The 25,746-nt window shown below is 50.6% G+C and carries 24 protein-coding genes; 13 read left to right on the forward strand and 11 right to left on the reverse strand.

Annotated features, from left to right (window positions below):
* Positions 1-55: 55 nt before the first annotated feature.
* Both rhaA and rhaB read right to left on the reverse strand, forming a co-directional pair.
* Complete coding sequence (gene rhaA, locus OGY15_RS23790) at positions 56-1,315, reverse strand: L-rhamnose isomerase (protein ID WP_151218420.1); 1,260 nt, start codon at positions 1,313-1,315, stop codon at positions 56-58.
* The gene (gene rhaB, locus OGY15_RS23795; protein ID WP_151218421.1) at positions 1,312-2,781 is read right to left on the reverse strand and encodes a rhamnulokinase; all 1,470 of its coding nucleotides are present in this window, start codon (positions 2,779-2,781) and stop codon (positions 1,312-1,314) included. Before rhaB ends, rhaA begins: the two co-directional genes overlap by 4 nt.
* A gap of 300 nt (positions 2,782-3,081) precedes the next feature.
* On the opposite strand from rhaB, the gene rhaS reads away from it, so the two are divergent.
* Positions 3,082-3,930 carry an HTH-type transcriptional activator RhaS gene (gene rhaS / locus OGY15_RS23800; RefSeq protein ID WP_151218422.1) on the forward strand — a complete coding sequence of 283 codons (849 nt, stop codon included), beginning with the start codon at positions 3,082-3,084 and terminating at the stop codon, positions 3,928-3,930.
* A 92-nt stretch (positions 3,931-4,022) separates the two neighbouring features.
* Positions 4,023-4,871, forward strand: coding sequence for an HTH-type transcriptional activator RhaR (rhaR, locus tag OGY15_RS23805; RefSeq protein ID WP_151218423.1), 849 nt, complete (start codon positions 4,023-4,025; stop codon positions 4,869-4,871).
* On the opposite strand, the gene rhaT is transcribed toward rhaR, so the two are convergent.
* A complete protein-coding gene (gene rhaT, locus OGY15_RS23810) occupies positions 4,868-5,902 on the reverse strand; it encodes an L-rhamnose/proton symporter RhaT (RefSeq protein WP_151218424.1) in 1,035 nt (344 codons plus the stop codon). The genes rhaR and rhaT overlap by 4 nt on opposite strands.
* Positions 5,903-6,103: 201 nt before the next feature.
* Complete coding sequence (locus OGY15_RS23815; protein WP_286541369.1) at positions 6,104-7,525, reverse strand: L-fucose/L-arabinose isomerase family protein; 1,422 nt, start codon at positions 7,523-7,525, stop codon at positions 6,104-6,106.
* 254 nt (positions 7,526-7,779) lie between these two features.
* On the opposite strand from OGY15_RS23815, the gene sodA reads away from it, so the two are divergent.
* Together sodA and kdgT are read left to right on the forward strand one after the other, a co-directional pair.
* Positions 7,780-8,400: a superoxide dismutase [Mn] gene (gene sodA / locus OGY15_RS23820; protein WP_003840480.1), complete on the forward strand. Its 621-nt coding sequence runs from the start codon at positions 7,780-7,782 to the stop codon at positions 8,398-8,400.
* Between the two features lie 235 nt (positions 8,401-8,635).
* The gene (kdgT, locus tag OGY15_RS23825) at positions 8,636-9,619 is read left to right on the forward strand and encodes a 2-keto-3-deoxygluconate transporter (protein WP_151218426.1); all 984 of its coding nucleotides are present in this window, start codon (positions 8,636-8,638) and stop codon (positions 9,617-9,619) included.
* 42 nt (positions 9,620-9,661) lie between these two features.
* Here kdgT and OGY15_RS23830 read toward each other — a convergent pair whose 3' ends face one another.
* Complete coding sequence (locus OGY15_RS23830; RefSeq protein ID WP_151218427.1) at positions 9,662-10,558, reverse strand: dihydrodipicolinate synthase family protein; 897 nt, start codon at positions 10,556-10,558, stop codon at positions 9,662-9,664.
* Between the two features lie 152 nt (positions 10,559-10,710).
* Here OGY15_RS23830 and yiiM point away from each other — a divergent pair, with 152 nt between their 5' ends.
* The 4 genes from yiiM (at position 10,711) to OGY15_RS23850 (ending at position 14,652) form a co-directional block, all read left to right on the forward strand.
* A complete protein-coding gene (yiiM, locus tag OGY15_RS23835; protein WP_151218428.1) occupies positions 10,711-11,385 on the forward strand; it encodes a 6-hydroxyaminopurine reductase in 675 nt (224 codons plus the stop codon).
* 228 nt (positions 11,386-11,613) lie between these two features.
* The gene (locus OGY15_RS23840) at positions 11,614-12,318 is read left to right on the forward strand and encodes a GntR family transcriptional regulator (RefSeq protein ID WP_187254020.1); all 705 of its coding nucleotides are present in this window, start codon (positions 11,614-11,616) and stop codon (positions 12,316-12,318) included.
* 8 nt (positions 12,319-12,326) lie between these two features.
* Entirely contained in the window at positions 12,327-13,283 is a 957-nt protein-coding gene (locus OGY15_RS23845; RefSeq protein WP_286541375.1) for a sugar phosphate isomerase/epimerase family protein, read from the forward strand.
* A gap of 118 nt (positions 13,284-13,401) precedes the next feature.
* Entirely contained in the window at positions 13,402-14,652 is a 1,251-nt protein-coding gene (locus tag OGY15_RS23850; RefSeq protein ID WP_286541442.1) for an MFS transporter, read from the forward strand.
* Between the two features lie 41 nt (positions 14,653-14,693).
* On the opposite strand, the gene cpxA is transcribed toward OGY15_RS23850, so the two are convergent.
* Both cpxA and cpxR read right to left on the reverse strand, forming a co-directional pair.
* On the reverse strand, positions 14,694-16,067 hold the full coding sequence (gene cpxA, locus OGY15_RS23855) for an envelope stress sensor histidine kinase CpxA (RefSeq protein ID WP_003840485.1): 1,374 nt from the start codon (positions 16,065-16,067) through the stop codon (positions 14,694-14,696).
* Positions 16,064-16,762 carry an envelope stress response regulator transcription factor CpxR gene (gene cpxR, locus OGY15_RS23860; protein WP_003028763.1) on the reverse strand — a complete coding sequence of 233 codons (699 nt, stop codon included), beginning with the start codon at positions 16,760-16,762 and terminating at the stop codon, positions 16,064-16,066. Before cpxR ends, cpxA begins: the two co-directional genes overlap by 4 nt.
* A gap of 150 nt (positions 16,763-16,912) precedes the next feature.
* On the opposite strand from cpxR, the gene cpxP reads away from it, so the two are divergent.
* Complete coding sequence (cpxP, locus tag OGY15_RS23865) at positions 16,913-17,413, forward strand: cell-envelope stress modulator CpxP (RefSeq protein WP_151224158.1); 501 nt, start codon at positions 16,913-16,915, stop codon at positions 17,411-17,413.
* A gap of 206 nt (positions 17,414-17,619) precedes the next feature.
* On the opposite strand, the gene OGY15_RS23870 is transcribed toward cpxP, so the two are convergent.
* Both OGY15_RS23870 and OGY15_RS23875 read right to left on the reverse strand, forming a co-directional pair.
* Complete coding sequence (locus tag OGY15_RS23870) at positions 17,620-17,979, reverse strand: putative T6SS immunity periplasmic lipoprotein (protein WP_151218431.1); 360 nt, start codon at positions 17,977-17,979, stop codon at positions 17,620-17,622.
* On the reverse strand, positions 17,976-18,539 hold the full coding sequence (locus tag OGY15_RS23875; protein WP_286541378.1) for a type IV secretion protein Rhs: 564 nt from the start codon (positions 18,537-18,539) through the stop codon (positions 17,976-17,978). The genes OGY15_RS23870 and OGY15_RS23875 overlap by 4 nt, the downstream gene beginning before the upstream one ends.
* A gap of 330 nt (positions 18,540-18,869) precedes the next feature.
* On the opposite strand from OGY15_RS23875, the gene fieF reads away from it, so the two are divergent.
* The 4 genes from fieF to OGY15_RS23895 all read left to right on the forward strand — a co-directional run bounded on the left by fieF (position 18,870) and on the right by OGY15_RS23895 (position 22,976).
* Positions 18,870-19,772: a CDF family cation-efflux transporter FieF gene (gene fieF, locus OGY15_RS23880; protein WP_151218432.1), complete on the forward strand. Its 903-nt coding sequence runs from the start codon at positions 18,870-18,872 to the stop codon at positions 19,770-19,772.
* 184 nt (positions 19,773-19,956) lie between these two features.
* Positions 19,957-20,919 (forward strand): 6-phosphofructokinase, encoded by a 963-nt coding sequence (gene pfkA, locus OGY15_RS23885; protein WP_151218433.1) that lies wholly within the window; start codon positions 19,957-19,959, stop codon positions 20,917-20,919.
* A 201-nt stretch (positions 20,920-21,120) separates the two neighbouring features.
* Positions 21,121-22,110 (forward strand): sulfate/thiosulfate ABC transporter substrate-binding protein Sbp, encoded by a 990-nt coding sequence (gene sbp, locus OGY15_RS23890; protein WP_151218434.1) that lies wholly within the window; start codon positions 21,121-21,123, stop codon positions 22,108-22,110.
* A gap of 104 nt (positions 22,111-22,214) precedes the next feature.
* Positions 22,215-22,976, forward strand: coding sequence for a CDP-diacylglycerol diphosphatase (locus OGY15_RS23895; protein WP_286541383.1), 762 nt, complete (start codon positions 22,215-22,217; stop codon positions 22,974-22,976).
* Between the two features lie 217 nt (positions 22,977-23,193).
* On the opposite strand, the gene OGY15_RS23900 is transcribed toward OGY15_RS23895, so the two are convergent.
* The gene (locus OGY15_RS23900; RefSeq protein WP_286541444.1) at positions 23,194-24,198 is read right to left on the reverse strand and encodes a substrate-binding domain-containing protein; all 1,005 of its coding nucleotides are present in this window, start codon (positions 24,196-24,198) and stop codon (positions 23,194-23,196) included.
* 29 nt (positions 24,199-24,227) lie between these two features.
* The gene (locus tag OGY15_RS23905; RefSeq protein ID WP_151218436.1) at positions 24,228-25,628 is read right to left on the reverse strand and encodes a sucrose-6-phosphate hydrolase; all 1,401 of its coding nucleotides are present in this window, start codon (positions 25,626-25,628) and stop codon (positions 24,228-24,230) included.
* Between the last annotated feature and the right edge of the window lie 118 nt (positions 25,629-25,746).

A 25,746-nucleotide genomic window follows, 5' to 3' on the forward strand; every position in this document is an offset into this window, starting at 1 on the left:
TATACCTGTCTTATTCAATGCCGGATAAAGCGAAGCCGCCATCCGGCAAAAAGGGTTAGCTACGTTTACTCAAAATCTCTTTTTCATAAGCGCGAACGCTGTCCAGCCACTGGCTGCCCGCTGGTGTGTCGTGACGCTGGCAATACATCTCCCAGACGGCCTGCCACGGCAGCGACTTTTGCTCTTCCAGCAGGGCCAGACGTGCGGTGTAGTCGCCGCTGGCTTCGAGCTGACGCAATTGCTCGGTCGGTTCTAACAGCGCGCGCAGCAGGGCTTTTTTCATATTGCGGGTGCCGATCACCCACGCGGCGATGCGGTTAATGGAGGCGTCGAAGAAGTCGAGGCCGATGTGTACGCGGTCAAACAGGTTGTGGCGCACGATCTCGCTGGCAATCGCCTGCGTTTCATCATCCAGCAGCACCACGTGATCGCTGTCCCAACGCACCGGACGGCTGACGTGCAGCAGCAGGCGCGGCACGTACAGCATGGCGGCGGAGATTTTGTCGGAGATCACTTCTGTCGGGTGGAAGTGACCTGCATCCAGGCACAGCGCGGTCTGGCGGCTGGTGGCGTAACCCATGTAGAACTCGTTGGAACCGACGGTATAGCTTTCTGCGCCAATACCAAACAGTTTGCTCTCGACGGCGTCGATGTGGTGCGCCGGGTCGAGTTTCTCGCTGATCACTTCGTCCAGGGCTTCCAGCAGGCGTTGGCGTGGTGCTAAACGGTCAACGGTGATGTCTTTCATGCCGTCCGGGATCCAGATGTTCATCACCGACGGCGTACCCAACTGCTCGCCAAAATACGCCGAGACGCGGCGGCTGGCTTTGCAGTGGTCAATCCAGAACTGGCGAATGGTTTCATCGGCGTGAGCCAGCGTGAAGCCGTCTGCACTCAGCGGGTGCGAGAAGCAGGACGGGTTGAAATCAAGCCCTAACTGGTTCGTTTTCGCCCACTCAACCCAGTTTTTAAAGTGTTCAGGTTTGATTTTGTCGCGGGCGACTGGCGTTTCAGACTCCAGATAGATCGCATGCAAATTCAGACGTTTTGGACCCGGGATCAGGCTCAGCGCCTGCTCCAGATCGGCCCGCAGTTCGGTGGCGTTGCGTGCTTTGCCCGGATAGTTGCCGGTAGCCTGAATACCACCAGTGAGCGAACCTTCCGGATTTTCGAAACCGGCGACATCATCGCCCTGCCAGCAGTGCATGGAGACCGGCAGACGATCGAGTTGGCGCAAGGCCGCCTCGACATCAATGCCTACCGCGGCGAAACGCAGTTTTGCCAGTTCCCAGGCTTGTTCAAGTTGAGTGGTCATGCGCAAAGCTCCTTTGTCTGTCGTAGTGATTGAAACTGCGCCTGGTAGCGGGCAATTTCACTTTCAGGATTGGGAATGAAGGTGGTCAGGTCGTAGTTGGCGCTCACCACCTGACGGAAATCATCGACGTTGTTAAGCTCGTCCAGCGTCATCAACTGGATGCCAATATTGCCGAGCGTGGAGGCCTCAATTGGCCCGGACATCACGCGTATACCGCAGGCATCCGCGCACAGCTGGTTCAGCAAGGCGTTCTGACAGCCGCCACCCACGATGTGCAGTTGGCTAAATGCTGCGCCACGCAGCGTTGCAAGTTCTTGCAGGATGTCGGCGTACAGCAATGCCAGGCTGTCGAAGATACAGCGTGCCAGTTCGGCATTTTGTTGGGGAACGGGCTGACCTGATTCACGACAGGCCGCCTGAATTTCCGCGCTCATATCGTCGGGATTGATAAAGCGATCGTCGTTTGGGTTTATCAGGAACTGACAGGCCGGCAGCGCTTGCGTTTGGGCGATAAGTGCTGGCAGGTCTGTAATCTGACGCTCTTTTAAAACGCGCTGGAGCAACCACAGTCCCATGATATTTTTCAGTACGCGGTAGCGCCCTTCCGCGCCCCCTTCGTTGGTAATGTTCGCCGCCAACGCCGCATCGTTGGTATACGGTGTTCTGCTCTCGAAGCCCATCAGCGACCAGGTACCGGATGAGAGATACGCACTATTTTCATCGGCCAGCGGCGATGCGATGACCGCGCTGGCAGTGTCGTGACTGGCGACGGCTACGACCGGAATTTGGTTTTTCTGCGGGCAAATCCAGTGGCCAATTATGTTCCCCGGGTGTGTTGGACGCCCAAACCAGGCTTTGTCTGCCCCGGTCCATGCCAGCAGCGTGTCATCCCAGTCGTCGGTGTTGATATTGACTAACTGGGTGGTGGTGGCGTTGGTGTATTCCCAGTTCATTTTGCCGGTCAGGCGGAAGCTGAAGTAGTCGGGGATTAGCAGAGCATGTGCTATCTGCGGGAGCAGTTCCGGCTGCTGTTCGACCAGCGCACGCAGTTGATACAAGGTGTTAAAGGGCAGAAACTGAATGCCGCTGCGACGGTAGATTTCGCCTTTTCCGGGCTGCGCCATCGCCTGTGACATAATGCCGGTCGTGCGACTGTCGCGATAGGAAACTGGCAGGCCGATGCGCTGACCGTTTTTATCAATCAGAACGTAATCCACGCCCCATGTATCGATGCCGATACTGTCAATGAGAATGCCTTCATCGCAGACTTTCTTCAGCCCCAGACGAATGTCGTTTTCCAGGCTGTCGATATCCCAGGTGTCAAAACCCTCTGTTTTTTGCAGGCAGTTAACGAAGCGATGGATTTCACGCAGCGTCAGAGTGCGGTGGTCACTGTCGTAACGCGCCAGCATTACGCGTCCACTGGATGCGCCCAGATCGACAGCGACACAATGGCGAAAAGTCATAGCGAGATCCTTCTGAGTTTTATTGCACTCAGTCTAAGAACCCCTGAAAAGGCGTACCTTCTTGTTAGTGACAGCCACAATAATCGGCTGGCAGCGTGGCAAAGGTGAACGTGATGCTGTTCACAGTTTCCGCTAATAGTGTGTATTTGGGTGGATGTGACGCCTTCCGCATTTCCCGATCTTTCCCGCCATTTCTTGAAGAATTAACCCTGTTTACGCACTTTGGCGTCAAAAATTTAAGGTGAGGGTAGTAACCCTTAATTACTATTCAGCCATATTCGTTAATCAGGGGGAGCTGTCATGACCGTACTGCATTGCGTGGATTTTTTTCCGACAGGTAAAGCGACAGTGGCTATTGAACCACGGCTTCCCCAACCCGCGTTTCCCGAGCATCATCATGATTTTCATGAAATTGTGGTGGTCGAACATGGTACGGGGATCCATGTGTTTAACGGACAGCCTTACACCATTAGCGGCGGAACGGTGTGTTTCGTTCGCGATCATGACAGGCATTTATACGAACATACTGACAATCTGTGTCTGACCAATGTTCTGTATCGTTCCCCGGAGGCGTTTCAATTTCTGGCTGGGCTGAATCAGCTTTTGCCTCAGGAACAAAATGGGCAGTATCCCTCCCATTGGCGCGTAAATCAGAATGTATTGCAGCAGGTTCGTCATCTGGTGGGGCAGATGGAAGCGCTTGGCGAGGGAATGGATACGCCGACGGCGGCAAATCGCGAGATTCTGTTTATGCAGTTGCTGGTACTGCTGCGTAAAACCAGTCTGATGGAAACGGCGACTGATAACGATGCACGGCTTAACCTTCTGATGGCATGGCTGGAAGATAACTTTGCCGACGAGGTGTGTTGGGAAGCGCTGGCGGAGAAGTTTTCGCTCTCTTTACGCACTTTACACCGTCAGCTTAAACAACAAACAGGGTTGACGCCGCAACGCTACCTTAACCGTTTGCGGCTGATTAAAGCCAGGCATCTGCTACGTCACAGTGATGACAGCGTGACAGATATCGCTTATCTCTGCGGTTTCGGCGACAGTAACCACTTTTCGACGCTGTTTCGCCGTGAGTTCGAGTGGTCGCCGCGCGATATTCGTCAAGGGCGTGATCTTATCGCGGGCGACAGCCTCCAGTAACGCGAAAGCTATCAACGTTTTTTACCGTCAGTTTGCTGATAATCATAGCCTTTCATGCCAGATGGCGGGTGCGTTCAGGTTGAGGTTATGTGATGGCGAATCAGCTAATCCTTTTGAAATCAGACTTTTTTGCGCATGAGCAGCAGGCTGTCGCCGTGGCCGATCGTTATCCGCAGGATGCCTTCGCTGAGCATACTCACGAGTTTTGCGAGCTGGTGCTGGTTTGGCGCGGCAATGGTCTGCATGTCCTTAACGATCGCCCGTATCGGATAACCCGTGGCGATCTTTTTTACATTCGTGCCGAGGATAAACACTCATACACTTCCGTTAACGACCTTGTGTTGCAAAATATCATCTACTGCCCGGAGCGGCTGACACTAAATGTTGACTGGCAAGCTGCGATCCCCGGATTTAACGGTACGCCGAGGCAGCCGCACTGGCGGCTAGGCAGCGTTGGTATGACACAGGCCCGGCATGTGATCAGCCAGCTTGAGCATGAAAGTAATCAGCGTGATGCGCAGGCTTTTACCATGGCGGAGTTGCTGTTCGGACAACTGGTCACGCACCTTAAACGCCATCGTTATGCCACGGATACGCTCCCGGCGACCTCGAGTGAAACGCTGCTGGATAAACTGATAACCGCGTTAGCCGGCAGCCATGAACATGCCTTTGAACTGGGTAAATTTTGCGAGCGCGAGCAGTGCAGCGAGCGGGTTTTACGCCAGCAGTTTCGTAGCCAGACTGGGATGACCATCAATCAGTATCTGCGCCAGGTACGGGTCTGCCATGCTCAGTATCTGCTCAAACATAGCCGGTTGATGATTAGCGAGATTTCCATGCGCTGCGGTTTTGAGGACAGTAACTACTTTTCGGTGGTATTCACGCGGGAAACCGGGATGACGCCGAGTCAGTGGCGTCATCTCAGCACCCAACATGATTAGCTGGCCATTCCCAGTCCAACAATATTTGCCGCGATAATAATCACCACGCAGCCAAGGCTTAGTACGCTGACTGGGCGTCTCCCGGCATTGCTCCACTCTTTCATGATCAGGCCCACTATACCACCGCACAGGACGTAGAAGCTCATGTGCAGCATCCAGCTCATATAGTCATACTGTGCCGGAATTTTGGCGTGGCCCCAGGCGTAAAAGAAGAACTGGAGGTACCACATCAGACCAGCAAGCGCCGAGAACAGGATATTGCTGATAATCAGCGGTTTTGCTAACGAGAAGTCGGCCTTTACTGACAGGTTTTTCATTTTTGCCAGGCGAATGAAGCAGTATCCCAGATTGATCACTGCACCACCGCCCATGATGACCACATAGCTTGGCAGGGCGACATACAGCGGATCGATACCGAGCGCAGCAGCGGCTTCGTGCATTGGTTTAGCCGCATCCATGGCAAAGGACATCCCGGCGGAGAAAAAGCCGCACATCACCGCCAGTATTAGACCTTTTTTCAGATTGAACTCTTCGGCTTTGATGCCCATCTTGCGCTCTTTTAACTGTCCGGCACGGGTTACAATTGCCACGCCGATCAGGGCGACCAGCACGCCGAGCAATGTCATACGTCCTCCAGGTGTGCCGATGAGTACGCCAAATTTACCGGCTATGATTGGCGTCATTAAGGTGCCAACAATGAGCGTAATGCCGATGGCGATCCCTATCCCCATCGACATACCGAGATAGCGCATAGTCAGGCCATAGTTGATATTACCAATCCCCCACATGGCACCGAACAAAAACACCGGCAGCAGTGTGGATGCGCTGAATGAACTGTAATAGGCCCAGAAGTCCGGCAGCAGGATCGCGCTGACGAGCCAGGGAAGGATCAGCCATGATACAAAACCGCCTATGGACCACATGGTTTCCCAGGACCAGTGTTGTACCTTTTTAAAGGGGGCGTAGAAACAAGCGGCACTAGCGGCACCAATAAGATGCCATATTATCCCCATCGTAATTGCATTACCCATTCTGTTTCCTTTTGAATTATCGATTTGACAGGATGAAAATCACCGTTTTGATGTTCAAAAGTTTAAAGAGTGAGCAATAAACTAACCTTCAGCATGCTGCCGCGTGATGAGTAATGCTGGCAAAATTCACGGGATGAAAGGGATATTGATCACAAATGCAGTTCCGCCCCTCTTTTTTGAGAAGGGCGGAAATATTGAGGGTTAGCAGATTCTGACTGCCTGAATACCCATTAGCCAGGCGAGTTTTTCCAGTGCCTCGCCATGGTGTCCCAGGCCAATGCTGCAATGATGAGCTGGACCGCCCATGCACCATTGCGTGGTGAACTCGCGAGCCGATAACGGGAAGCGATAGCGGCTGTTGGTGTTGCCAATATCCAGAACTTCACCTGCCACTGCTTCACCTTCGGCATACTGTAAACGTACCCCGTTTTCGACATCTTCAATTACCGAAAGAAAGGTTACCGGGCCAGGTTTCACGGTCATCTGGATAGACACGCCTTTACCGGGTTTACCATGATAAACTGGCAGCGGAACCAGACTCACCGGACCATCCGCCATCAACGGGTGTGCCGGACCATCATGTCCCCACAAAACAACATCATCTTTAAATTCAATACCGTAAGGTTCTGAGAATGAACCGCCAGCACTCAGAAGTTGCTGAATTTTCATCGCCAGCACATTTTTGATTTCATATTCTCCCGCTACAGGAATACCACGATGAGTGAGTAGCGTGTTGCCGAGAATTATTGAGGTGATGATGTTCTCGTAAGCATTGCCGTTACGACCTTCGTAGTAATAGGCTAATGCACCGAGTTTATTCTGAGTGATCAGTTTATCCATGGCGCAGGCAGTGGTGAGTGCGCGATCAAGCTCTGCAGGTTCGCATGTCGCATCCAACTGAAGGACACGGTGCATTTCCTGTTGTTTGGCGTTGAGGTCTGCCTCGCTGACCTGCTCGCGATATTCCGCCAGCTCACACATCTCCAGTGGCTTAAAGCGTACGCCCATTTTCGCGGATAAGTTCGTCATATTGCTGTAAACGTCCACCATACCGTCATAATAGTGTCCGAGTACGCCAACCTGACAATTTGCCAGCATTTGACGAGCGTTAAGGGCCTGTAGCCACTGCGCCGTTTGTTGCCAGACGTACTCATCGCCCTGTAATGCACCCACAATAAGTTGAAAACGGATATTCGCGCGGTTAAAGACGTTCGCCAGTTCGGGAGCGCTGCAGGCCTGACAGTGCGCCAGCCATTCTCCAGTACGACCGCCCCGATCGGGAATCTGACGGATTTTTGAATAGGGCAATCCTGGTTCTGGCTGTAGGGCCAGAATAATGACCGGTTTATTGATACTTTGCACCAGGGGTAGCACCGTTGAGCTGAGCGCGTAGGTGCTGATGTAAAGGCAGACCGCATCGACCGGCTGATGCTGCAACCGTCTGGTAAGGGCATCGGCTTTATCGACGTTATCAATCAGGCCGCCATTAATCACGGTGGCTTGTTGCGCCGTCAGACGCTCATCAATTGCTTGCAGATAGCCCTGAAGACGTGACTCCAGGCCTGTAAACTGGGGCCAGTATGTGTCGAGGCCGATACCAAAAAGGGCGATGTTGACAGACATAGCAATATTTCCTTGTGAGATAATTCTCAGACTATGTCGTGCTTTATCTCCCATGTCCTTCATGTCGCTGCCTGTTTTCTAGCCAATTGGCAAAATCTGCCTGATTCTCCCGGTAATGCTCACACTTTTACCTCATAATAGCCATGTAAAAAGTACGGCATTGATAATCATTTTCAATATCATTTAATTAACTATAATGACCCAACTGCTTACGCGGCGTTAACACTGGCCGCCCGACAATACTGGAGATGATTATGAGTTATACACTGCCATCCCTGCCGTACGCTTATGATGCCCTTGAACCGCACTTCGATAAGCAGACGATGGAAATCCACCATACCAAACACCACCAGGCTTATGTTAACAACGCGAACGCCGCGCTGGAAAGCCTGCCAGAATTCGCCAGCCTGTCCGCTGAAGAACTGATCACCAAACTGGATCAACTGCCAGCAGACAAGAAAACCGTACTGCGTAACAACGCGGGTGGTCACGCTAACCACAGCCTGTTCTGGAAAGGCCTGAAAACCGGTACTACGCTGCAGGGTGACCTGAAAGCGGCTATCGAACGTGATTTCGGCTCCGTGGACAACTTCAAAGCTGAATTTGAAAAAGCTGCGGCAACCCGTTTTGGCTCCGGCTGGGCGTGGCTGGTGCTGAAAGGTGACAAACTGGCTGTTGTTTCCACTGCTAACCAGGATTCCCCGCTGATGGGTGAAGCAATCTCTGGCGCTTCCGGCTTCCCGATTGTGGGCCTGGACGTTTGGGAACACGCTTACTACCTGAAATTCCAGAACCGTCGCCCGGACTACATCAAAGAGTTCTGGAACGTGGTGAACTGGGACGAAGCTGCTGCACGTTTCGCCGCGAAAAAATAAGTCCGACGCGTTAATTAAGCCCCTGCAAGCAATGCTTGTGGGGGTTTTTTTGTGATCAAAATCAATATAAAAACAACGATCCATTTAAAATGAAACAATGTTTTATTGTGCGAGTGGGATCACTTTTATAGTCTCTGCGAATGTCTATCTTCTTTTCATCAAGACGGCGCATCTCAAAAGCACTATGCAGCCGCCCATAAAGATTGCGCCATTTTTATGTCTACAGGTGATGGAAATGCAGATCAAACGTACGATAGAGAAAATCCCAGGCGGTATGATGCTGGTGCCGCTGTTTCTGGGTGCGTTATGTCACACCTTCTCCCCCGGAGCCGGGAAATACTTCGGCTCCTTTACCAACGGCATGATCACCGGTACGGTGCCGATTTTGGCGGTGTGGTTCTTTTGCATGGGTGCGTCGATTAAGTTAAGCGCCACTGGCACCGTGCTGCGTAAGTCCGGCACGTTAGTGATAACCAAGATTCTGGTGGCGTGGGTGGTTGCGGCGATTGCCTCACGCATTCTGCCGGAACATGGCGTGGAGGTTGGATTCTTCGCCGGACTTTCCACGCTGGCGCTGGTGGCGGCCATGGATATGACCAACGGTGGGCTGTATGCCTCGATTATGCAGCAGTACGGCACCAAAGAAGAGGCCGGGGCGTTTGTCCTGATGTCGCTGGAGTCTGGCCCGTTGATGACGATGGTGATTCTGGGAACTGCCGGGATCGCTTCGTTTGAACCGCACGTGTTTGTGGGTGCCGTATTACCGTTTTTGATCGGCTTTGCACTGGGGAATCTGGACCCTGAGCTGCGGGAGTTCTTCAGCAAAGCGGTGCAGACGTTGATCCCTTTCTTCGCCTTCGCATTAGGTAACACTATTGATTTGAGCGTGATTGCACAGACCGGCGTACTGGGGATTCTGCTGGGCGTGGCGGTGATTATCATCACCGGCATTCCATTGATTATCGCTGATAAACTGATCGGCGGCGGCGATGGAACGGCGGGGATTGCGGCTTCCAGCTCTGCGGGGGCAGCGGTCGCCACGCCGGTACTGATTGCGGAAATGGTCCCGGCGTTTAAACCCATGGCGCCGGCGGCAACCTCTCTGGTGGCGACGTCAGTGATTGTAACCTCCATCCTCGTGCCGATTATCACTTCTATCTGGTCAAAAAGAGCCAAAGCCAGAGCGGTGGCAATCGATATGCGCAGCGCGGTGAAGTAACGTGATTATGCCGGATGGTTTGTACCATCCGGCATAACTGTTTTAACCCTTGATTACAAACACCTCATCAATTGTTCGACACTCACTTTCATTCAGCTCCCCGCCTGCATTACGCGATACCCCGGTGCAATAGCCAAACTTACGCGATACTACGGTTTTGATGGTGGTGACGAAATCCTCACCGATGGCGTAGATAGACATGTAGGTGCCAATCTGGTCCTGAATATCGCGAAGTGCAGCCAGGTCACCCTGCTTAAACGCTTCTCGTGCGCAGACAAACAACTCCGGCATGACGTTGTTTAATCCTGAAATAATACCCGCGCCGCCTGCCAACAGGTTAGGAATATAGTATTCGTCATAGCCGGACAGCACCGCAAAATCTTCGCGTACGGCGCGGGTGGTCTGGATCATGCTACGGGTATGGGACTGGCAGTCGACGGTATCTTTGATGCCTGCGAAGTTGGGGAACTCAGAAGCAAGGGTGGCAACCAGCTCGGGCGTTAAATCGCAACCGGTACGTGCCGGAAAGTTATAGGCAAACCATTTCCCACTGAGTTTCTGCCCCAATTGACGGAAGTAGCTCAGTAGCTGTTTCGCCGTTTGCCCGTAATAGTAAGGCGGCAGGATCATCACGGCATCGTAACCGGCGCGATACGCTTCTTGTGCCATCAACAGCACATCATTCTGGCAGGTGGATGAGACGTTGGCGACCATCTTCAGCGAGCTCATAGCGCGAGCCTCGCGGATTAGCAGCAATCTTTCCTCGAGCGTAAAGGAGGCAAATTCCCCGATGCTGCCCATCAACAAAATCACGTCGATGTTGGCCTCGGTAAGGCGTTTAAGATGCTGGCTCAGACCGTTAAGATCGATCTTGCCGTCATTGTCCATTGGCGTAATGGAAGGACACCAGACGCCAGCAAATTGCGATTGACCAATCACGTTGTCGACTCCTTATTTGAAATGATGTTTCAAAACCAGCTTGTATTGATAGCATGTGTCCCTAATTTTCATGTGAACCGTGCTCTCATTTTGAGCGACTGGGATAAAATAAATGTGGTGTAATGGTGGAAATTTATCGGGAGAGGGAACAGATGCGATATCCGGTCGATGTTTTTACAGGCAAAGTTCGGGACTACACGGGAAGCCGTCCCAGTGCGATTGCTAAGGTTCAGGTTGACGGCGAGTTGATGCTGACTGAACTGGGGCTGACGGGTGATGAGCAGGCGGAAAAGAAAATTCACGGCGGGCCAGATCGCGCCTTGTGTCACTATCCGCGTGAACACTATCAGCACTGGAAACAAGCCTTTCCTGAACAGACGGAATTGTTCGTTGCGCCTGCTTTTGGTGAGAACCTCTCTACTGAGGGGCTGACGGAAGATAATGTGTATATTGGCGATATTTTCCAGTGGGGGGAAGCGTTGATTCAGGTCACGCAGCCACGCTCGCCGTGCTTCAAGCTAAATTTCCATTTTGGCATCAGCGATATGGCCAGCCAGATGCAGGATGCGGGCAAGACAGGCTGGCTGTGCAGCGTTATCGCGCCCGGGCTGGTATCGGCAGACGCGCCGTTGATCCTGGCGTCACGCGTGAGCGACGTCAGTGTGCGGGAGGCGATTGCTATTGCCTGGCATATGCCGTTTGATGACTCGCAATATCACCGTTTATTGTCGGCTGCCGGGCTATCGAAAAGCTGGACCAGAACGATGCAAAAGCGTCGTTTAAGCGGCAAAATCGAAGACAATTCCCGCCGTTTGTGGGGAAAATAGACTCACTCTGTTCATGCAATTAAATCAGGTGGTGACACCTGATTTACTTCTCTCGTAGCACTTATCTCTGCGTACTAAAGCGGGTAAAAACCCCCCCTGCCACACCATGCTTTCAGGGCATTCTTGATACCTGGCCCACAAAAAGAAACTCTGCGTTGAAAAAAAACTTGAGTATTTCCTGCACTCAAATATCTTAGCTTCAAATTGGTTTAAACCAGATTGAGAAAAATGAAAAAGAAAAACAATGTTGATGTTCTCAGAGAGCGCTTTGAAAGCTGGTTAAACGAGAATAATTTGCCAGCGGGCTCCAAGTTGCCCTCAGAGAGAGAGTTATGTGAGTTGCTGGATGCGAAGCGCATGACCTTACGTCAGGTTCTGATTGAGCTTGAGATCGATGCACGTATTTTCCGAAAGAACCGCAGTGGTTGGTTTATTTCGTCGAAGCGATTTATTTATAACCCTAAATCACTTTCCAGTTTCAATGCTGAAGCCTGTGCTCAGGGTCGTAAACCTTTTTGGGATTATTTAACCAAAGAAACGATTGAGACCGTTCCGCATCATGTTGAAGAGGTTTTTCTCTCCTCCGGCGAACGTTATTTAGTTACCGGCTGGTGTGGGCTTGATTCGCATAAAGTGTTTTACCATGAATCCTATATTGATGCCGATATTGCGCCAGAATTTATTAACAAACTGGGTACTCAGTCTTTTGCAAGCGTCTGGGAAGATGTATATGGTCATATTTTAAACATCAAAGAAATGATCTTTAAACCGGTCAATATGCCAGAAGTGGCCTGCAAAGAACTGGGCGTTGCGCCTAATACGTATGGAATTTTAGTAGAAAAACATCGGGCCACCCGAGATAAAAAAGTGGTTCAGGTTGACTTTGAGTATTGGCGACTTGAATCAGTGGAACTTGTTATTCGTGATGAATGAGAGAAATAATGGATAAATTTAACCAGGAACTTCTTGCTGAACGTGCGAGAAATATACCACTGTATCTACATGCTTATGCTTTTCATCTGAATATGCGTTATGAGAGAGTCCTTCCGGGCGATCTTCTGGATATTGCGCACCAGCAAAAATTAAAGGGCGTGAAAATACATGTTGAAGATGGTGAATCCCAATCACTACAGAAACTGAACGATCGGCAGTTACACGACTTTAAAGAGAAAGCCAAACAATATAACCTGGATGTACATATTGAAACGAGCGCATCGGACCAAGAGACGTTGACGGATGCGATCCGTATTGCGATGGCGACTGGCGCAACGTCAGTACGTTTCTACCCGCGCTATGAAGGGCATCTCAACGATGTTATGACGAAGATTGCTAAAGATATCGCGTGGTTGTCCCGGTATGACGACTGCGGGCTAAGCTTTACTATTGAACAACATGAAGACCTGCAAAGTCATGAGTTGGTGACGCTGGTTAAAAATAGTGGAATGAAGAATCTCTCTATTCTGTTTGATTTTGGCAACATGATTAATGCCAATGAGCAGCCGCTTTCTGCGTTAGAAATCATGTCTCCTTTGATCACTCAGGTGCATATCAAAGACGCTAAAATTATTAAAGAAGGTAAAGGTTGGGGGCATGAGGCTTGTCGATCAGGGTATGGTGACTTACCAATGGAAGAGATGCTTAAGGCATTATTACTTTTAGGTGAAGATAAGCCGCAAGTCTATGCTTTTGGTCTGGAAGAAGAAGTTGATTATTATGCTCCAGCATTTCGCTTCGATGATGAAGGTGATAACCCCTGGATCCCATGGCGTGATGCAAGTTATACACCGCTGCCCGAGAGTGACAAGATTGACGCGCGACTAGCGTTGGAAAAAGAACATGCTCTTGCACAAATAAAATATATTCGTACTTTATGCGATAAATTTATAACTAATCAATAAATTTCCTTAATATTATTAATATGTAAAAAGGATTATGCAAATAGTCTATCTACTTTATTAGTTAAATATTTTTAACTGAATATTTCTCTCAACAAGCAATGAGGGTTTAATCATGTTCATGAATAAATGGGCAAGACTCTGTTTTTTAATTTTAGGCGGCGGCACAATATTTAAACTTTCAAGTATGAAAGATGTTTTCTATGTGCCAATGCAAGATGACTGGGGCTTAACCAATACGCAAATTGGCTTGAGTTTTACGGTTTATACGATTGTTCAGACAACCGGGCTTTTTCTTTCGCTCTATATCGCAGATCGTTATTCTAAGAAAATATTATTACCATTAGGTCTCATTGGTGTTGGGCTTTGCGGCTTATATTTGGCGACGCTACCATCATTTACCGGTTATCTCATTTGCTTTGCTGCAATGGCGTTCTTTGCCGATGTGGTTTATTGGCCGGTATTGCTGAAAGCCGTACGTCTGCTGGGCACGAAAGAAGAACAAGGTCGTATGTTTGGCTTTTTAGAGGCCGGACGCGGTGTGGTAGACGTCATTGTCGCTTCTGGTGCCCTGTTTGTCTTCGTCCAGTTTGGTGAGGGGAAAGCAGGCATGCAGGCGGGGCTGTTGTTTTATACGCTCATCACCATTGCGGCAGGTATTGTGACGTACTTTATTGTCGATAATGACGAAGTTAAAGGTGGCGAGAAAACCAGTGCCAACATGGAAGTGTTAAAGGGTATCAAGCATGTGTTGTCCTGTCCTAACGTCTGGCTGGCTTCACTAGGGATTTTCTTCGTTTACGCTGCATACTGTGGGCTGACCTACTTCATCCCGTTCTTGAAAGATATCTATATGCTTCCGGTAGCCCTCGTTGGCGCTTACGGCATCATCAATCAGTATGCGTTGAAAATGGTGGGAGGGCCGATTGGTGGGCTACTGGCGGACAAGGTGGCTAAATCGCCGACAATATACCTGAAGTGGACATTTCTGATTTCCGCCGTGGCGATGCTTGTTTTCATGCAATTGCCGCATCAAACAATGAATGTGTATATCGGCATGGCGGCGACATTAGGGTTTGGGGCGATTATTTTCTCCCAGCGTGCCATTTTCTTCGCGCCGATGGATGAGATTGGTACCCCGCGCGAGTATGCCGGTTCGGCAATGGCGTTTGGCTGTATCATTGGCTACATGCCAGCCATGTTTGCGTATACGTTATACGGCTATCTTCTGGATACCAATAGCGGCATCACGGGATACAACTATGTATTTAGCGTAATGATTGCGTTCAGCTTAATGGGCTTTGTCTGCTCGACTATTCTGGTGAAGCGGATTAAAAAGCAAAAGTTGGCGACTGCAACGGCAGCGGCATAAGGTGAGAGCTTCCCCGGTAATATAATTACCGGGGAAGTCTGTTAAGAACGCTTATACAGCGGCAACCAAATCACCAGCCGTAAACCACCCAGCGGGCTGTCTTCGGCCTTCACCCAGCCGCGATGCTGCTGGATTGCGGTTTCAACAATCGCCAGACCCAGACCAGTTCCGCCAGACTCGCGATCGCGGGCTTCATCGGTACGATAGAACGGACGGAAAATCTGTTCTCTGTCTTCAGGGCTTACGCCCGGGCCATCATCGTCTACAGTGATGGTGATCCCGTCGATATCCACCGCGAAGCCCACTTCGATCTTCGTGTGTGAATAGCGCAGGGCATTGCGCACAATGTTTTCCAGCGCGCTTTCCAGCGCATTTGGGTTACCATACAGCGGCCACGGACCCGGCGGGAAATTCACCGTGAGCGATTTACCCATCTGCTCCGCTTCAAAGGCGGCGTTATCCAGCACTTCGCCCCACAGCTGATTGGCTTTCACCGTTTCACTGACCAGCGCGTTTTTCTGCTGATTACGCGACATCACCAGCAGGTCGTTGATCATGCTGTCCAACCGGTGCGCCTCGGTTTCAATACGCTCCAGCTCTTTACTCTCACCGCTACGACGGCGCAGCAGCGCAGTGCCCAGTTGCAGACGGGTTAACGGCGTTCTCAATTCGTGAGAGATGTCCGACAGCAGGCGTTGCTGCGTGGTCATCATTCGCTCCAGCGCCGTCACCATCTGGTTAAAGCTGGCGCCTGCCGCCAGAAACTCCTGCGGACCCGCTTCCAGTTCCGGATGTTGACGCAGGTTGCCCTGGGCCACTTCATCCGCCGCATTTTTCAATTTTCGCGCCGGTTTCGCCAGGCTCCAGGCAAGCCAGAGCAATAGCGGAGAGCTGACTAACATAGTGACAATCAGCAACAACAGCGGTCGGTCGAACAGCAGGTTGATAAAATCTGATTGTGAGCTGCTGGCAGGTCGAATGAGATACAGCTGGTAGTTATCTTCCCCGTCTCTGACGGAGAAAGGCCCGACCATCTCAACGCGACCGTATTTTTTCTTTTGCGGATGGTCGGCGTTATCGGCCTGACCAATAAAGTTACGAATGATCTGCATTTCGTTGCGTTCTGCGCCGATCACGCGTCCTTCCGTCGTAACAAGCAATAACCGCTGTCCTGGCGGCGCCCACTTGTCTATTGCCCGAAACAAGCGACGCCACCACATCAAATCGTTGGGTGGGTCGTTCGCCAGTTCAGCTTCAACGTGTTGCTCAATCATCAACCCTTGGCGCTGCTCGCTGTCCAGTAGCTCGGTCATCTGACGTGAATCGAGCTTGGGTAACATCAGCACCAACATCAACACCAGCGCCAACGTCAACCAGAAGATGGCAAAGATGCGTGCGGTTAAGCTCCCTATCATGAAGCGGAGACCATCAGGTAGCCGCGACCACGCAGAGTTTTAAACCACGGGTGTCCGTCTTTACGCTCTGGCAGCTTACGACGCAGGTTCGAGATATGCATGTCGATCGCGCGATCGAAAGGCGTCAGGCGTTTGCCCAGGACTTCCTGGCTCAAATGTTCACGCGAAACCACCTGACCAAGATGCTGTGCCAGCAAATAGAGCAGGGTGAATTCGGTGCCGGTTAACTCCAGGATTTGCCCATCAAAGCTGGCTTCCTGGCGGCCCGGGTTAAGGCTTAACGCATCCACTTCCAGCGTCGGCGAACCGTTGTCGCTGTTCTGCTGCTGCTCACTCCAGTGCGAGCGACGCAGAATAGCGCGGATGCGCGCGACCAGTTCACGGTCGTTGAACGGTTTAGGTAAATAGTCGTCCGCACCCAGTTCAAGGCCAAGTACGCGATCCAATTCGCTGCCGCGAGCGGTCAGCATGATTACGGGAGTCTGGTGTGTCTGACGAAGTGCTTTCAGCGTATCAATACCGTTTTTCTTCGGCATCATGACGTCGAGCAAAAGTAAATCGATGCTGTCATCAAGAAGCTCAAGCGCTTGTTCCCCATCATAGGCAACCAGCACATCGAAACCTTCCATTTCGAGCAGCTCCTTTAACAGGGAAGTCAGCTCTCGGTCATCATCAACTAACAGGATTTTATTCATTGTTTACGTACCTCCGAGGCAGAAATTACGTCATCAGGCGTCGCTAATCTATGACTTTACGTTGTTTTACACCCCCTGACGCATGTTTGCAGCCCGAATCGTAAACTGTCTCTCGTTGAATCGCGACAGAAAAGATTTTGGGAGCAAGTGATGGGCAAAGTTACCGCTGCCGTCATGGCCTCAACGCTGGCATTCAGTACTTTAAGCCATGCAGCTGAAGTCGTCACCGGCGATCACTGGCACCTGGGTGATGGCTCATCGCAACGCAGCGTACAGAGCCACATGTTTGACGGTATCAGTTTAACCGAACATCAACGTCAACAGATGCGAGATTTAATGCAGCAGGCAAGACACGAACAGCCTCCTGTTAATGTTAGCGAAATGGAGACAATGCATCGCCTTGTCACCGCAGAGAAATTTGATGAAAGCGCTGTGCGCGCTCAGGCAGAAAGAATGGCGCAAGAACAGGTTGCTCGCCAGGTTGAAATAGCCAGGATTCGCAATCAGATGTATCGCCTGTTAACGCCCGAGCAGCAAGCGGTTTTAAATGAGAAACATGAACAACGAATGGAGCAACTGCGCGACGTAGCGCAATGGAAACAAAGCTCATCGTTAAATTTATTGAGTAGTAGCAACTCACGTTCCCAGTAGTACCCCTGTTTTCCTTGCCATAGACACCATCCCTGTCTTCCCCCACATGATGTGGGGGTTTTTTTTGCCCAAATTACAGCGAATTACCAAAGACAAGCAGCTACTTACAGAAGATATTTGGAGCGTATAAACGCTTTTGTTATGTGTGGCTGACCTCAATGTAACTTACTGCCTCTATGTAGGGCCGTGTACTCTGATAATAATGCTTAGCTTTTTCCTAAATCCAACACAATGCCATCATTGGTAATGATAAAGGTGTAGTAGTGATTTTTTCCATTTAAGGTATAGCTTGCGCCATACACTAACCCTTTTTCTAAATTTACCGTAAAGCAGGTACTTGGGTAGGTGAGATGCTTAAAATCGCCAACTAATAATTTTTTATTTTCTATACTATTAGTTGACAGAATATAGCGGTTTAACACATCGTTTTTATCAGTGGTAAAGCAAACACGATTGTTGTCTACGTAGATCGCCCGTCTTTCGCCGGACTCTGCACCCTCTCTATCTTTCCCTGGGCACCCGGCGAGAAATAAAAGTAAAGGGAGAAAAGTGATCGATTTCTTCATATCGGAAAGTCCCCTAGTACCTTTTCATATTTCTGAATTAACTCCAGCACCGGTTCTTCTGGGTCATAATCACGGTAAACATACAGATCGCTATGCCCATCAAACCCATAATGCTTTAACAACCAGTAATCGCTGACTAAGGATGCTTGCTGCTCCAGTCCGTAATCAAGTAAGTTTTTCTCATTTAGACTGTATGTATAATCAGCTGCCCATGAGAACGCTCCGCGTGTTCGTACCCACATTCCATATTGGTGCTGCCAAACATGCATCATTTCATGTAAAAATAGATGCTGGGCATTTGGAGTTGGCTGTTTTGTAGGCATCGAGAAATCATCTTCGTATTTTATTTTTCTAAACCACATTTCGCCATTGGGCGTCATCGCCTGGCCGGGGTTTTGACTATCAAAAGGAAGATAACTTTCCAGATGAACCCAAACTTGCTGGTAAAGAATGCTGAAACCAAAGAGCGAGTTTGCAAGATTTATCTCGCCAAGCCTTAGCCTACGCAGACCTCCTTCCTTGATCGGTTGCCAGTCAATAGAATTAGGGTAATACGCCATCTTAATCCCTCAAGATATGTTGATTGAGTGTTTATCGTACATCTAAAGTAAATGAGCATTGGAAGAGTTATAGAGAGGTCTCAAAAATTCAGAATAAAACGTATTCAGGTGGTGTATGGATCATGCTGATCCGGCTGTAAGATAGGCCGTAATGTAGATTTTTTATTAGAATAAATTTCTAATTTAAGTGTGTTATGTATTGCTACAACATTCCATCCCTGTCTTCCCCCACATGATGTGGTTTTTTTTGCCCAAAATTTGTCACTCGGTTATTGCCTGACTGTTTTACTTCATCCGTTATACTAGCGGCATATTCTGGCGGGAGTGTTTATGAATCATACTTATGGACGGCTGGTTAGCCGGGCTGCAATCGCGGCTACCGTGATGGCAACGCTGTTACTTTTGATCAAAATTTTTGCGTGGTGGTACACCGGATCGGTCAGTATTCTGGCTGCATTGGTGGATTCTTTGGTGGACATCGCGGCGTCGTTAACCAACCTGTTAGTGGTGCGCTATTCGCTGCAACCGGCCGATGATGAACATACGTTCGGACACGGAAAAGCGGAATCACTGGCTGCACTGGCGCAAAGCATGTTTATTTCCGGTTCGGCGCTGTTTTTATTCCTGACCGGGATTCAGCATCTCATCCAACCCACGCCAATGAAAGATCCTGGTGTTGGGGTGGCGGTCACCATCATTGCGTTAGTGTGTACAATCATTCTGGTCTCGTTTCAGCGCTGGGTGGTGAAACGCACGCAAAGTCAGGCCGTTCGGGCGGATATGCTTCATTATCAGTCTGATGTTATGATGAACGGTGCAATTCTCTTGGCGCTTGGCCTGGCATGGTACGGCTGGCATCGTGCTGATGCCTTGTTTGCGCTTGGGATTGGCATCTATATTTTATTTAGCGCATTACGCATGGGATATGAGGCGGTGCAGTCCTTGCTGGATCGCGCTTTACCCGATGAAGAACGTCAGGAAATTATTGATATCGTGACGTCATGGCCTGGAGTCAGTGGCGCCCATGATCTTCGCACGCGGCAGTCAGGGCCGACCCGCTTTATTCAGATTCATTTGGAAATGGAAGACAATCTGCCGCTCGTTCAGGCGCATTTAGTGGCTGAAGAGGTTGAGCAGGCAATTTTACGGCGTTTCCCGGGATCAGATGTCATCATTCATCAGGATCCCTGTTCGGTCGTACCCAAGGAAGGCAAGATGTTTAAGCTTTCATGATTCGTTGTAAAAAAAGTGAACCAGGCCAGCATTTTGTGTATAAATTACCACCATTCGGCCTGACCTGAATCAATTCAGCAGAAAGTGATTGTTATACTATCTGCATATTCGTTGGATCGTTTCGATATGCGGAATCGACTTCCGGCAGCAGATTTCATTTTGCATTCCAAGTTCAGAGGTAGTCATGATTAAGAAAATCGGTGTGTTGACAAGCGGCGGTGATGCGCCGGGCATGAACGCAGCAATCCGTGGTGTTGTACGTGCAGCGTTGACGGAAGGGCTGGAAGTCATGGGGATCCATGATGGCTACCTGGGTTTGTATGAAGACCGTATGGTTCAACTTGACCGTTATAGCGTGTCCGACATGATCAACCGTGGCGGTACTTTCCTCGGTTCAGCCCGTTTCCCGGAATTCCGCGACGAAAACGTCCGTGCGGTGGCTATCGAAAACCTGAAAAAGCGTGGCATTGATGCGCTGGTTGTTATCGGTGGTGACGGTTCTTATTTGGGGGCGAAACGCCTGACTGAAATGGGCTTCCCCTGCATCGGTCTGCCGGGCACTATCGACAACGATATCAAAGGTACTGACTACACCATCGGTTACTTCACCGCGCTGGGTACCGTAGTTGAAGCGATTGACCGTCTGCGTGATACCTCTTCTTCTCACCAGCGTATTTCCATCGTTGAAGTGATGGGGCGCTACTGTGGCGATCTGACCCTGGCGGCTGCAATTGCCGGGGGTTGTGAGTTCGTGGTGGTTCCGGAAGTGGAATTCAGCCGTGACGATCTGGTTGCTGAAATCAAAGCCGGCATCGCGAAGGGCAAAAAACACGCAATCGTAGCGATCACTGAGCACATGTGTGACGTTGACGAACTGGCGCATTACATCGAGAAGGAAACGGGCCGCGAAACGCGTTCAACCGTGCTGGGCCACATTCAGCGTGGTGGTTCCCCGGTTCCTTACGACCGTATTCTGGCATCCCGCATGGGCGCCTATGCCATCGAACTTCTGCTGGAAGGTCACGGCGGTCGCTGTGTTGGTATTCAGAACGAGCAGTTGGTTCACCACGACATCATCGACGCTATCGAAAATATGAAGCGTCCGTTCAAAGGTGACTGGATGGACTGCGCGAAAAAACTGTACTGATTGCTTTTTGTTGCCCGGTGGCGCTTTGCTTACCGGGCCGACAAGAGTACACGTTGTAGGCCGGGTTAGGCGCTAGCCGCCATCCGGCAACCCCTCAGTTTTATTCCTCGAAGTTATAGCAAATCTTTTTTTATTCTTTAATGTTTGGATGCCTTTCTGGCACGCTTTGCTCATTACAACATCACATAAGAGAGCTGGGCGATGAACAAATGGGGCGTAGGGTTAACATTATTGCTGGCATCGACCAGCGTTCTGGCAAAGGATATTCAGCTACTTAACGTATCGTACGATCCAACGCGTGAGCTGTACGAGCAGTACAATAAAGCCTTCAGCACGCACTGGAAGAAAGAAACAGGTGACAACGTTGTGATCCGTCAGTCGCACGGCGGTTCGGGTAAGCAAGCAACCTCCGTCATCAACGGCATTGAAGCCGATGTTGTGACGCTCGCACTGGCTTATGATGTTGATGCCATTGCTGAACGTGGTCGAATTGATAAAAACTGGATTAAGCGCTTGCCGGATAACTCTGCGCCTTACACCTCCACCATCGTGTTCCTGGTCCGCAAAGGCAACCCCAAACAAATTCATGACTGGAACGATTTGATCAAACCCGGCGTGTCAGTGATTACACCAAACCCGAAAAGCTCAGGTGGCGCACGCTGGAATTATCTGGCGGCATGGGGCTACGCTTTACACCACAACAACAACGATCAGGCCAAGGCACAAGACTTCGTGAAGGCCCTGTATAAGAACGTTGAAGTGCTGGATTCCGGTGCGCGTGGTTCAACCAATACCTTTGTAGAACGCGGTATCGGTGATGTGCTGATCGCCTGGGAAAACGAAGCGCTGCTGGCAACGAACGAGCTGGGCAAAGACAAATTCGAGATAGTGACGCCGAGTGAATCTATCCTCGCGGAGCCGACCGTTTCCGTGGTCGATAAAGTGGTGGAAAAGAAAGACACCAAAGCGGTGGCGGAGGCTTATCTGAAGTATCTCTACTCCCCGGAAGGTCAGGACATTGCAGCGAAAAACTACTATCGTCCACGTGATGCAGACGTTGCGAAGAAATACGAAAACGCATTTCCGAAGCTGAAGCTGTTCACCATCGACGAAGAGTTTGGCGGCTGGACAAAAGCGCAGAAAGAGCACTTTTCTAACGGCGGTACGTTCGATCAGATCAGCAAACGCTAAATAATTCTGTGATTTACCGACCCGGTGGCTTAACGCAACCGGATTTTTTATTTGTCATGGTTTTGCGTTACTCTTGCCCTTCAATGGGATACAGGAAACGCGTAATGAAAAAAGCAGGCTATCTTTTTCTGGCGGTAATGGTTGTTGCCGTCGCTGCAGGTATCGGGTACTGGAAATTTACCGGCAACCCGGACGCATTACGCAAGATTGTTCTTCAGCAATGCCTGCCACACCAGTTGCAGCAGCAGGATCCTGCGCCGTGCGCAGAAGTGAAGCCAGATGCCGGATATGCGGTGTTCAAAGACCGAAATGGCCCTTTGCAATATTTGTTGATGCCCACTTACCGCATCAACGGTACAGAAAGCCCACTGCTGTTAAAATCAGGCACGCCGAACTTTTTCTGGTTGGCCTGGCAGGCGCGTAGCTTTATGAGCCAAAAATACGGCCACGAAATCCCTGACAAAGCGGTCTCTCTGACCATTAACTCGCGTAGCGGGCGTACACAAAATCATCTGCATATTCATATCTCCTGCCTGCGAACCGATGTCAGACAACAGCTTGATGACAACCTGGCGAAAATCAGTACTCGCTGGCTGCCTTTACCGGGTGGACTGCGCGGTCATGAATATCTGGCGCGTCGCGTCACGGAAAATGAACTGGCGCAACGCAGTCCATTTATGATGCTGGCAGAAGAGGTGCCGGATGCGCGTGAACATATGGGCAGCTATGCGATGGCGATGGTGCGTCAGAGCGATGAGTCTTTTGTTCTGCTGGCAACCCAGCGCAATCTGCTGGCGCTCAATCTCGCCTCCGCTGAGGAAATTCAGGATCACGACTGTAAGCTGTTGGCAAATTCTCAAAATTAGTTTGATTGTCTGGCAGGGTTCTTATTTCAGAGTAAGCCAGGAATATGAATTAAAGGGACTTCTCATGTGCGTATAACGAGTGTTGTTATTAATCAGTTACGTTTGCTGATCGTTCCTGTGTGGTAGACAGAGATGAAACACAGCAGGAAACGGTGATCCGGCTGAGTTATTTAATGGAAACCTATATAAGTATTAAGAGCTATTGCCACGGCCATACTTATCTAAAGCGAAGCTGCAAAGTAGCCGGTAAACATCGTTGCCGGGACTGCGGCGTTTCGCCATTAATCAATTGATTAAGCAGTTCGAAGCAGTGCCAGGCTAACAGCTTGTTATCCTGCTGAATAGTATCGATGCGCACAGAGAGTGAGTCGTACAGATAATGATCGTCGAAGCTGGCCAGATGAATATCGCTAGCCAGTAAATGATGTTGGCTCATATAGCGCAGCACCCCTTCCAGCAACCCACAGGCGGCGGTAAACACCGCTTTTGGCGGGCGCCCTAAGCGTGCGCAAAGGGCCGCAAACATCTCATAGCCTGAACTGGGATGGAAACTGCCGTTAATCACCCACTCCGGACGCAGCTCGACGCCAGCCTTTATCAAACCTTGAGTAAAGCCCGCCAGCCGGTCCTGGGTGGGGGATAATCTCGGTTGGCCGCCGAGGAACCAGAATTCGTCTCGATGCTTTTGGGCGATACGTGAGATAAGATCGACCGTAGGCGTAATGGAGTCGGTCATGACCAGTGGCAGATCGCTTTTTCCCGGGCAGCGGTCAAACAGCACTATTGGCAATTGCTGGCTTAGTTTCCGGTAGTCGGCATCGCTATGCAGGCAGGAGGCGATAATCAGGCCATCAACCTGACGAGCGACCATATTATTTACCGCGATGCTTTCCTGCGCCGGATTTTCATCCGTACAGGCAATCAGCAACTGCACGCCAGCCTCACGGCACAGCATTTCTAGTTCATGTGAAAAAACGGCGAAGCCGTAGTTGGTCATTTCTGGCACGACAAGACCAATAGTATGGCTACGATTATCGCGTAATGAACGGGCGTGAATACTCGGTTGATAGTGCTGTTCGAGGGCGATGGTCAGCACGCGTTGACGCGTCTCTTGCGCGACGCGCATCTCTTTGCCACGGCCACTCAACACCAGGCTGGCTGTCGCTTTTGATACCCCAGCCATTTCGGCAATATCTTTGATAGTAACGCGTCTGGTTTTCATCACGGAAAAGTCATTTAAACTCAAGGTATTTATTCTATCATGTGTGGCAGAAGCGGCCAGTAACGGAATGCAACTGGTGTGCTACCCGTGAAAGTGAGTTCTCCTGGATAATCGGGGAAAAAACGGCTGCTCATTACTCCTTCGCCGTGGTTGATGAAAATCTCTATGCTGGAGCGGTCAATTAAAATGTGCAGATGGCACACCGTCCCGCGCCAGTAACGATGATGGATTTCCGCAGTTTGTAGACTTTGGCGTGAGAGCCGTAAGCCATCACCGTTAACGCGGAGATGCAACGCGCCAGCACAGTCGATGGTCAGTTCGTCGCCGCAGGCGATATCAAAAGCCAACTCCATTGGCACTAAGCGCAATACGCCCCCTTGCCAGCCTTGCATTTCGCCGCGAAGTGCCGCAAGTTCCCGCGCCGGGGTCTGGTATAGCGTGCCATTACGCCAGGTGAGTTCACGCAGGCAGGTCATTTGGTGAATCCATCCCTGCGCGCAGGTTGGCTGCGACAGCTCCTCGCCGTCCGGAACGCCCATCCATCCTATCAGCAGACGACGGCCATCGCTCGATAGCAAGGTTTGCGGAGCATAAAATTCAAAGCCGCTGTCCAGTTCATGGAGTTCACTACACTCAAACGCGGAGCGAGCGTAATCGAGCTGCCCCTGCATCCACACGGCGGGATAGGTGTTGAGGAAGCGGTATTCTTCACGTGGTAATCCCTGTGGGCAGCAGATGAGAATATCCGTCCCGTTGAGGGGAAAAAGATCGGGGCATTCCCACATATAGCCGCCGCTGGAGAGGCCATTAAGGCCGTGGCCCGCTATTTCGCCATGGCTAAGCCACTGCTGTAGGTTTGTGGAGCTGAACAGTAACACTTTCCCCCGCAACTGCAGATCCTGAGCGCCCAGCACCATATACCAGCGATCGTGATGCCACCAGACTTTTGGGTCGCGCACATGGCCAGTGTATCCCGTCGGGAGCGGCAATACCGGACCTTGTTTACTGAACGCTCCATTTTCGCACTGTGTCGCCAGACATTGCCACGCCGTGCGCGCCCCATCGGCAAACTTGACGTTGCCGGTATAGAAAAGACGTAAGATCCCTTCATGATCTATTGCACAACCGGAGTAACAGCCATTACGGTCATACTCCTCATCTGGTATCAGGGCAATTGGTTCATGCCGCCAGTGGATTAGGTCAGCAGAGCTCCAGTGCCCCCAGCATTTAAAGGTATGATCGCAAGCGAAAGGATTCCACTGGTAAAACAGATGGTATCGGCCAGCGAATTCGATAAATCCATTAGGATCGTTCATTAATCCGGTCACCGGCGCATGGTGCCAGTGAGGATAATGGTCATCAGCCAACGCGCGGGGCTGGCCTTGCATTACCGCCTGCAAAATTTCAGGCAGTCGGGAAGGTAATGACATTAGTTCACGTCCATTTTATCGTTTAGTTACAACCTTGCGTTGTATCAGTGATTGATTTCGCTATCGGTACGGCGCCCGCAGAGAATAAAACCTGGCCAGTATTAAACGTGGCCATCTC

Origin of the sequence: Citrobacter sp. Cu231 (assembly GCF_030332265.1) — a bacterium.
Taxonomy (GTDB): domain Bacteria; phylum Pseudomonadota; class Gammaproteobacteria; order Enterobacterales; family Enterobacteriaceae; genus Citrobacter; species Citrobacter meridianamericanus.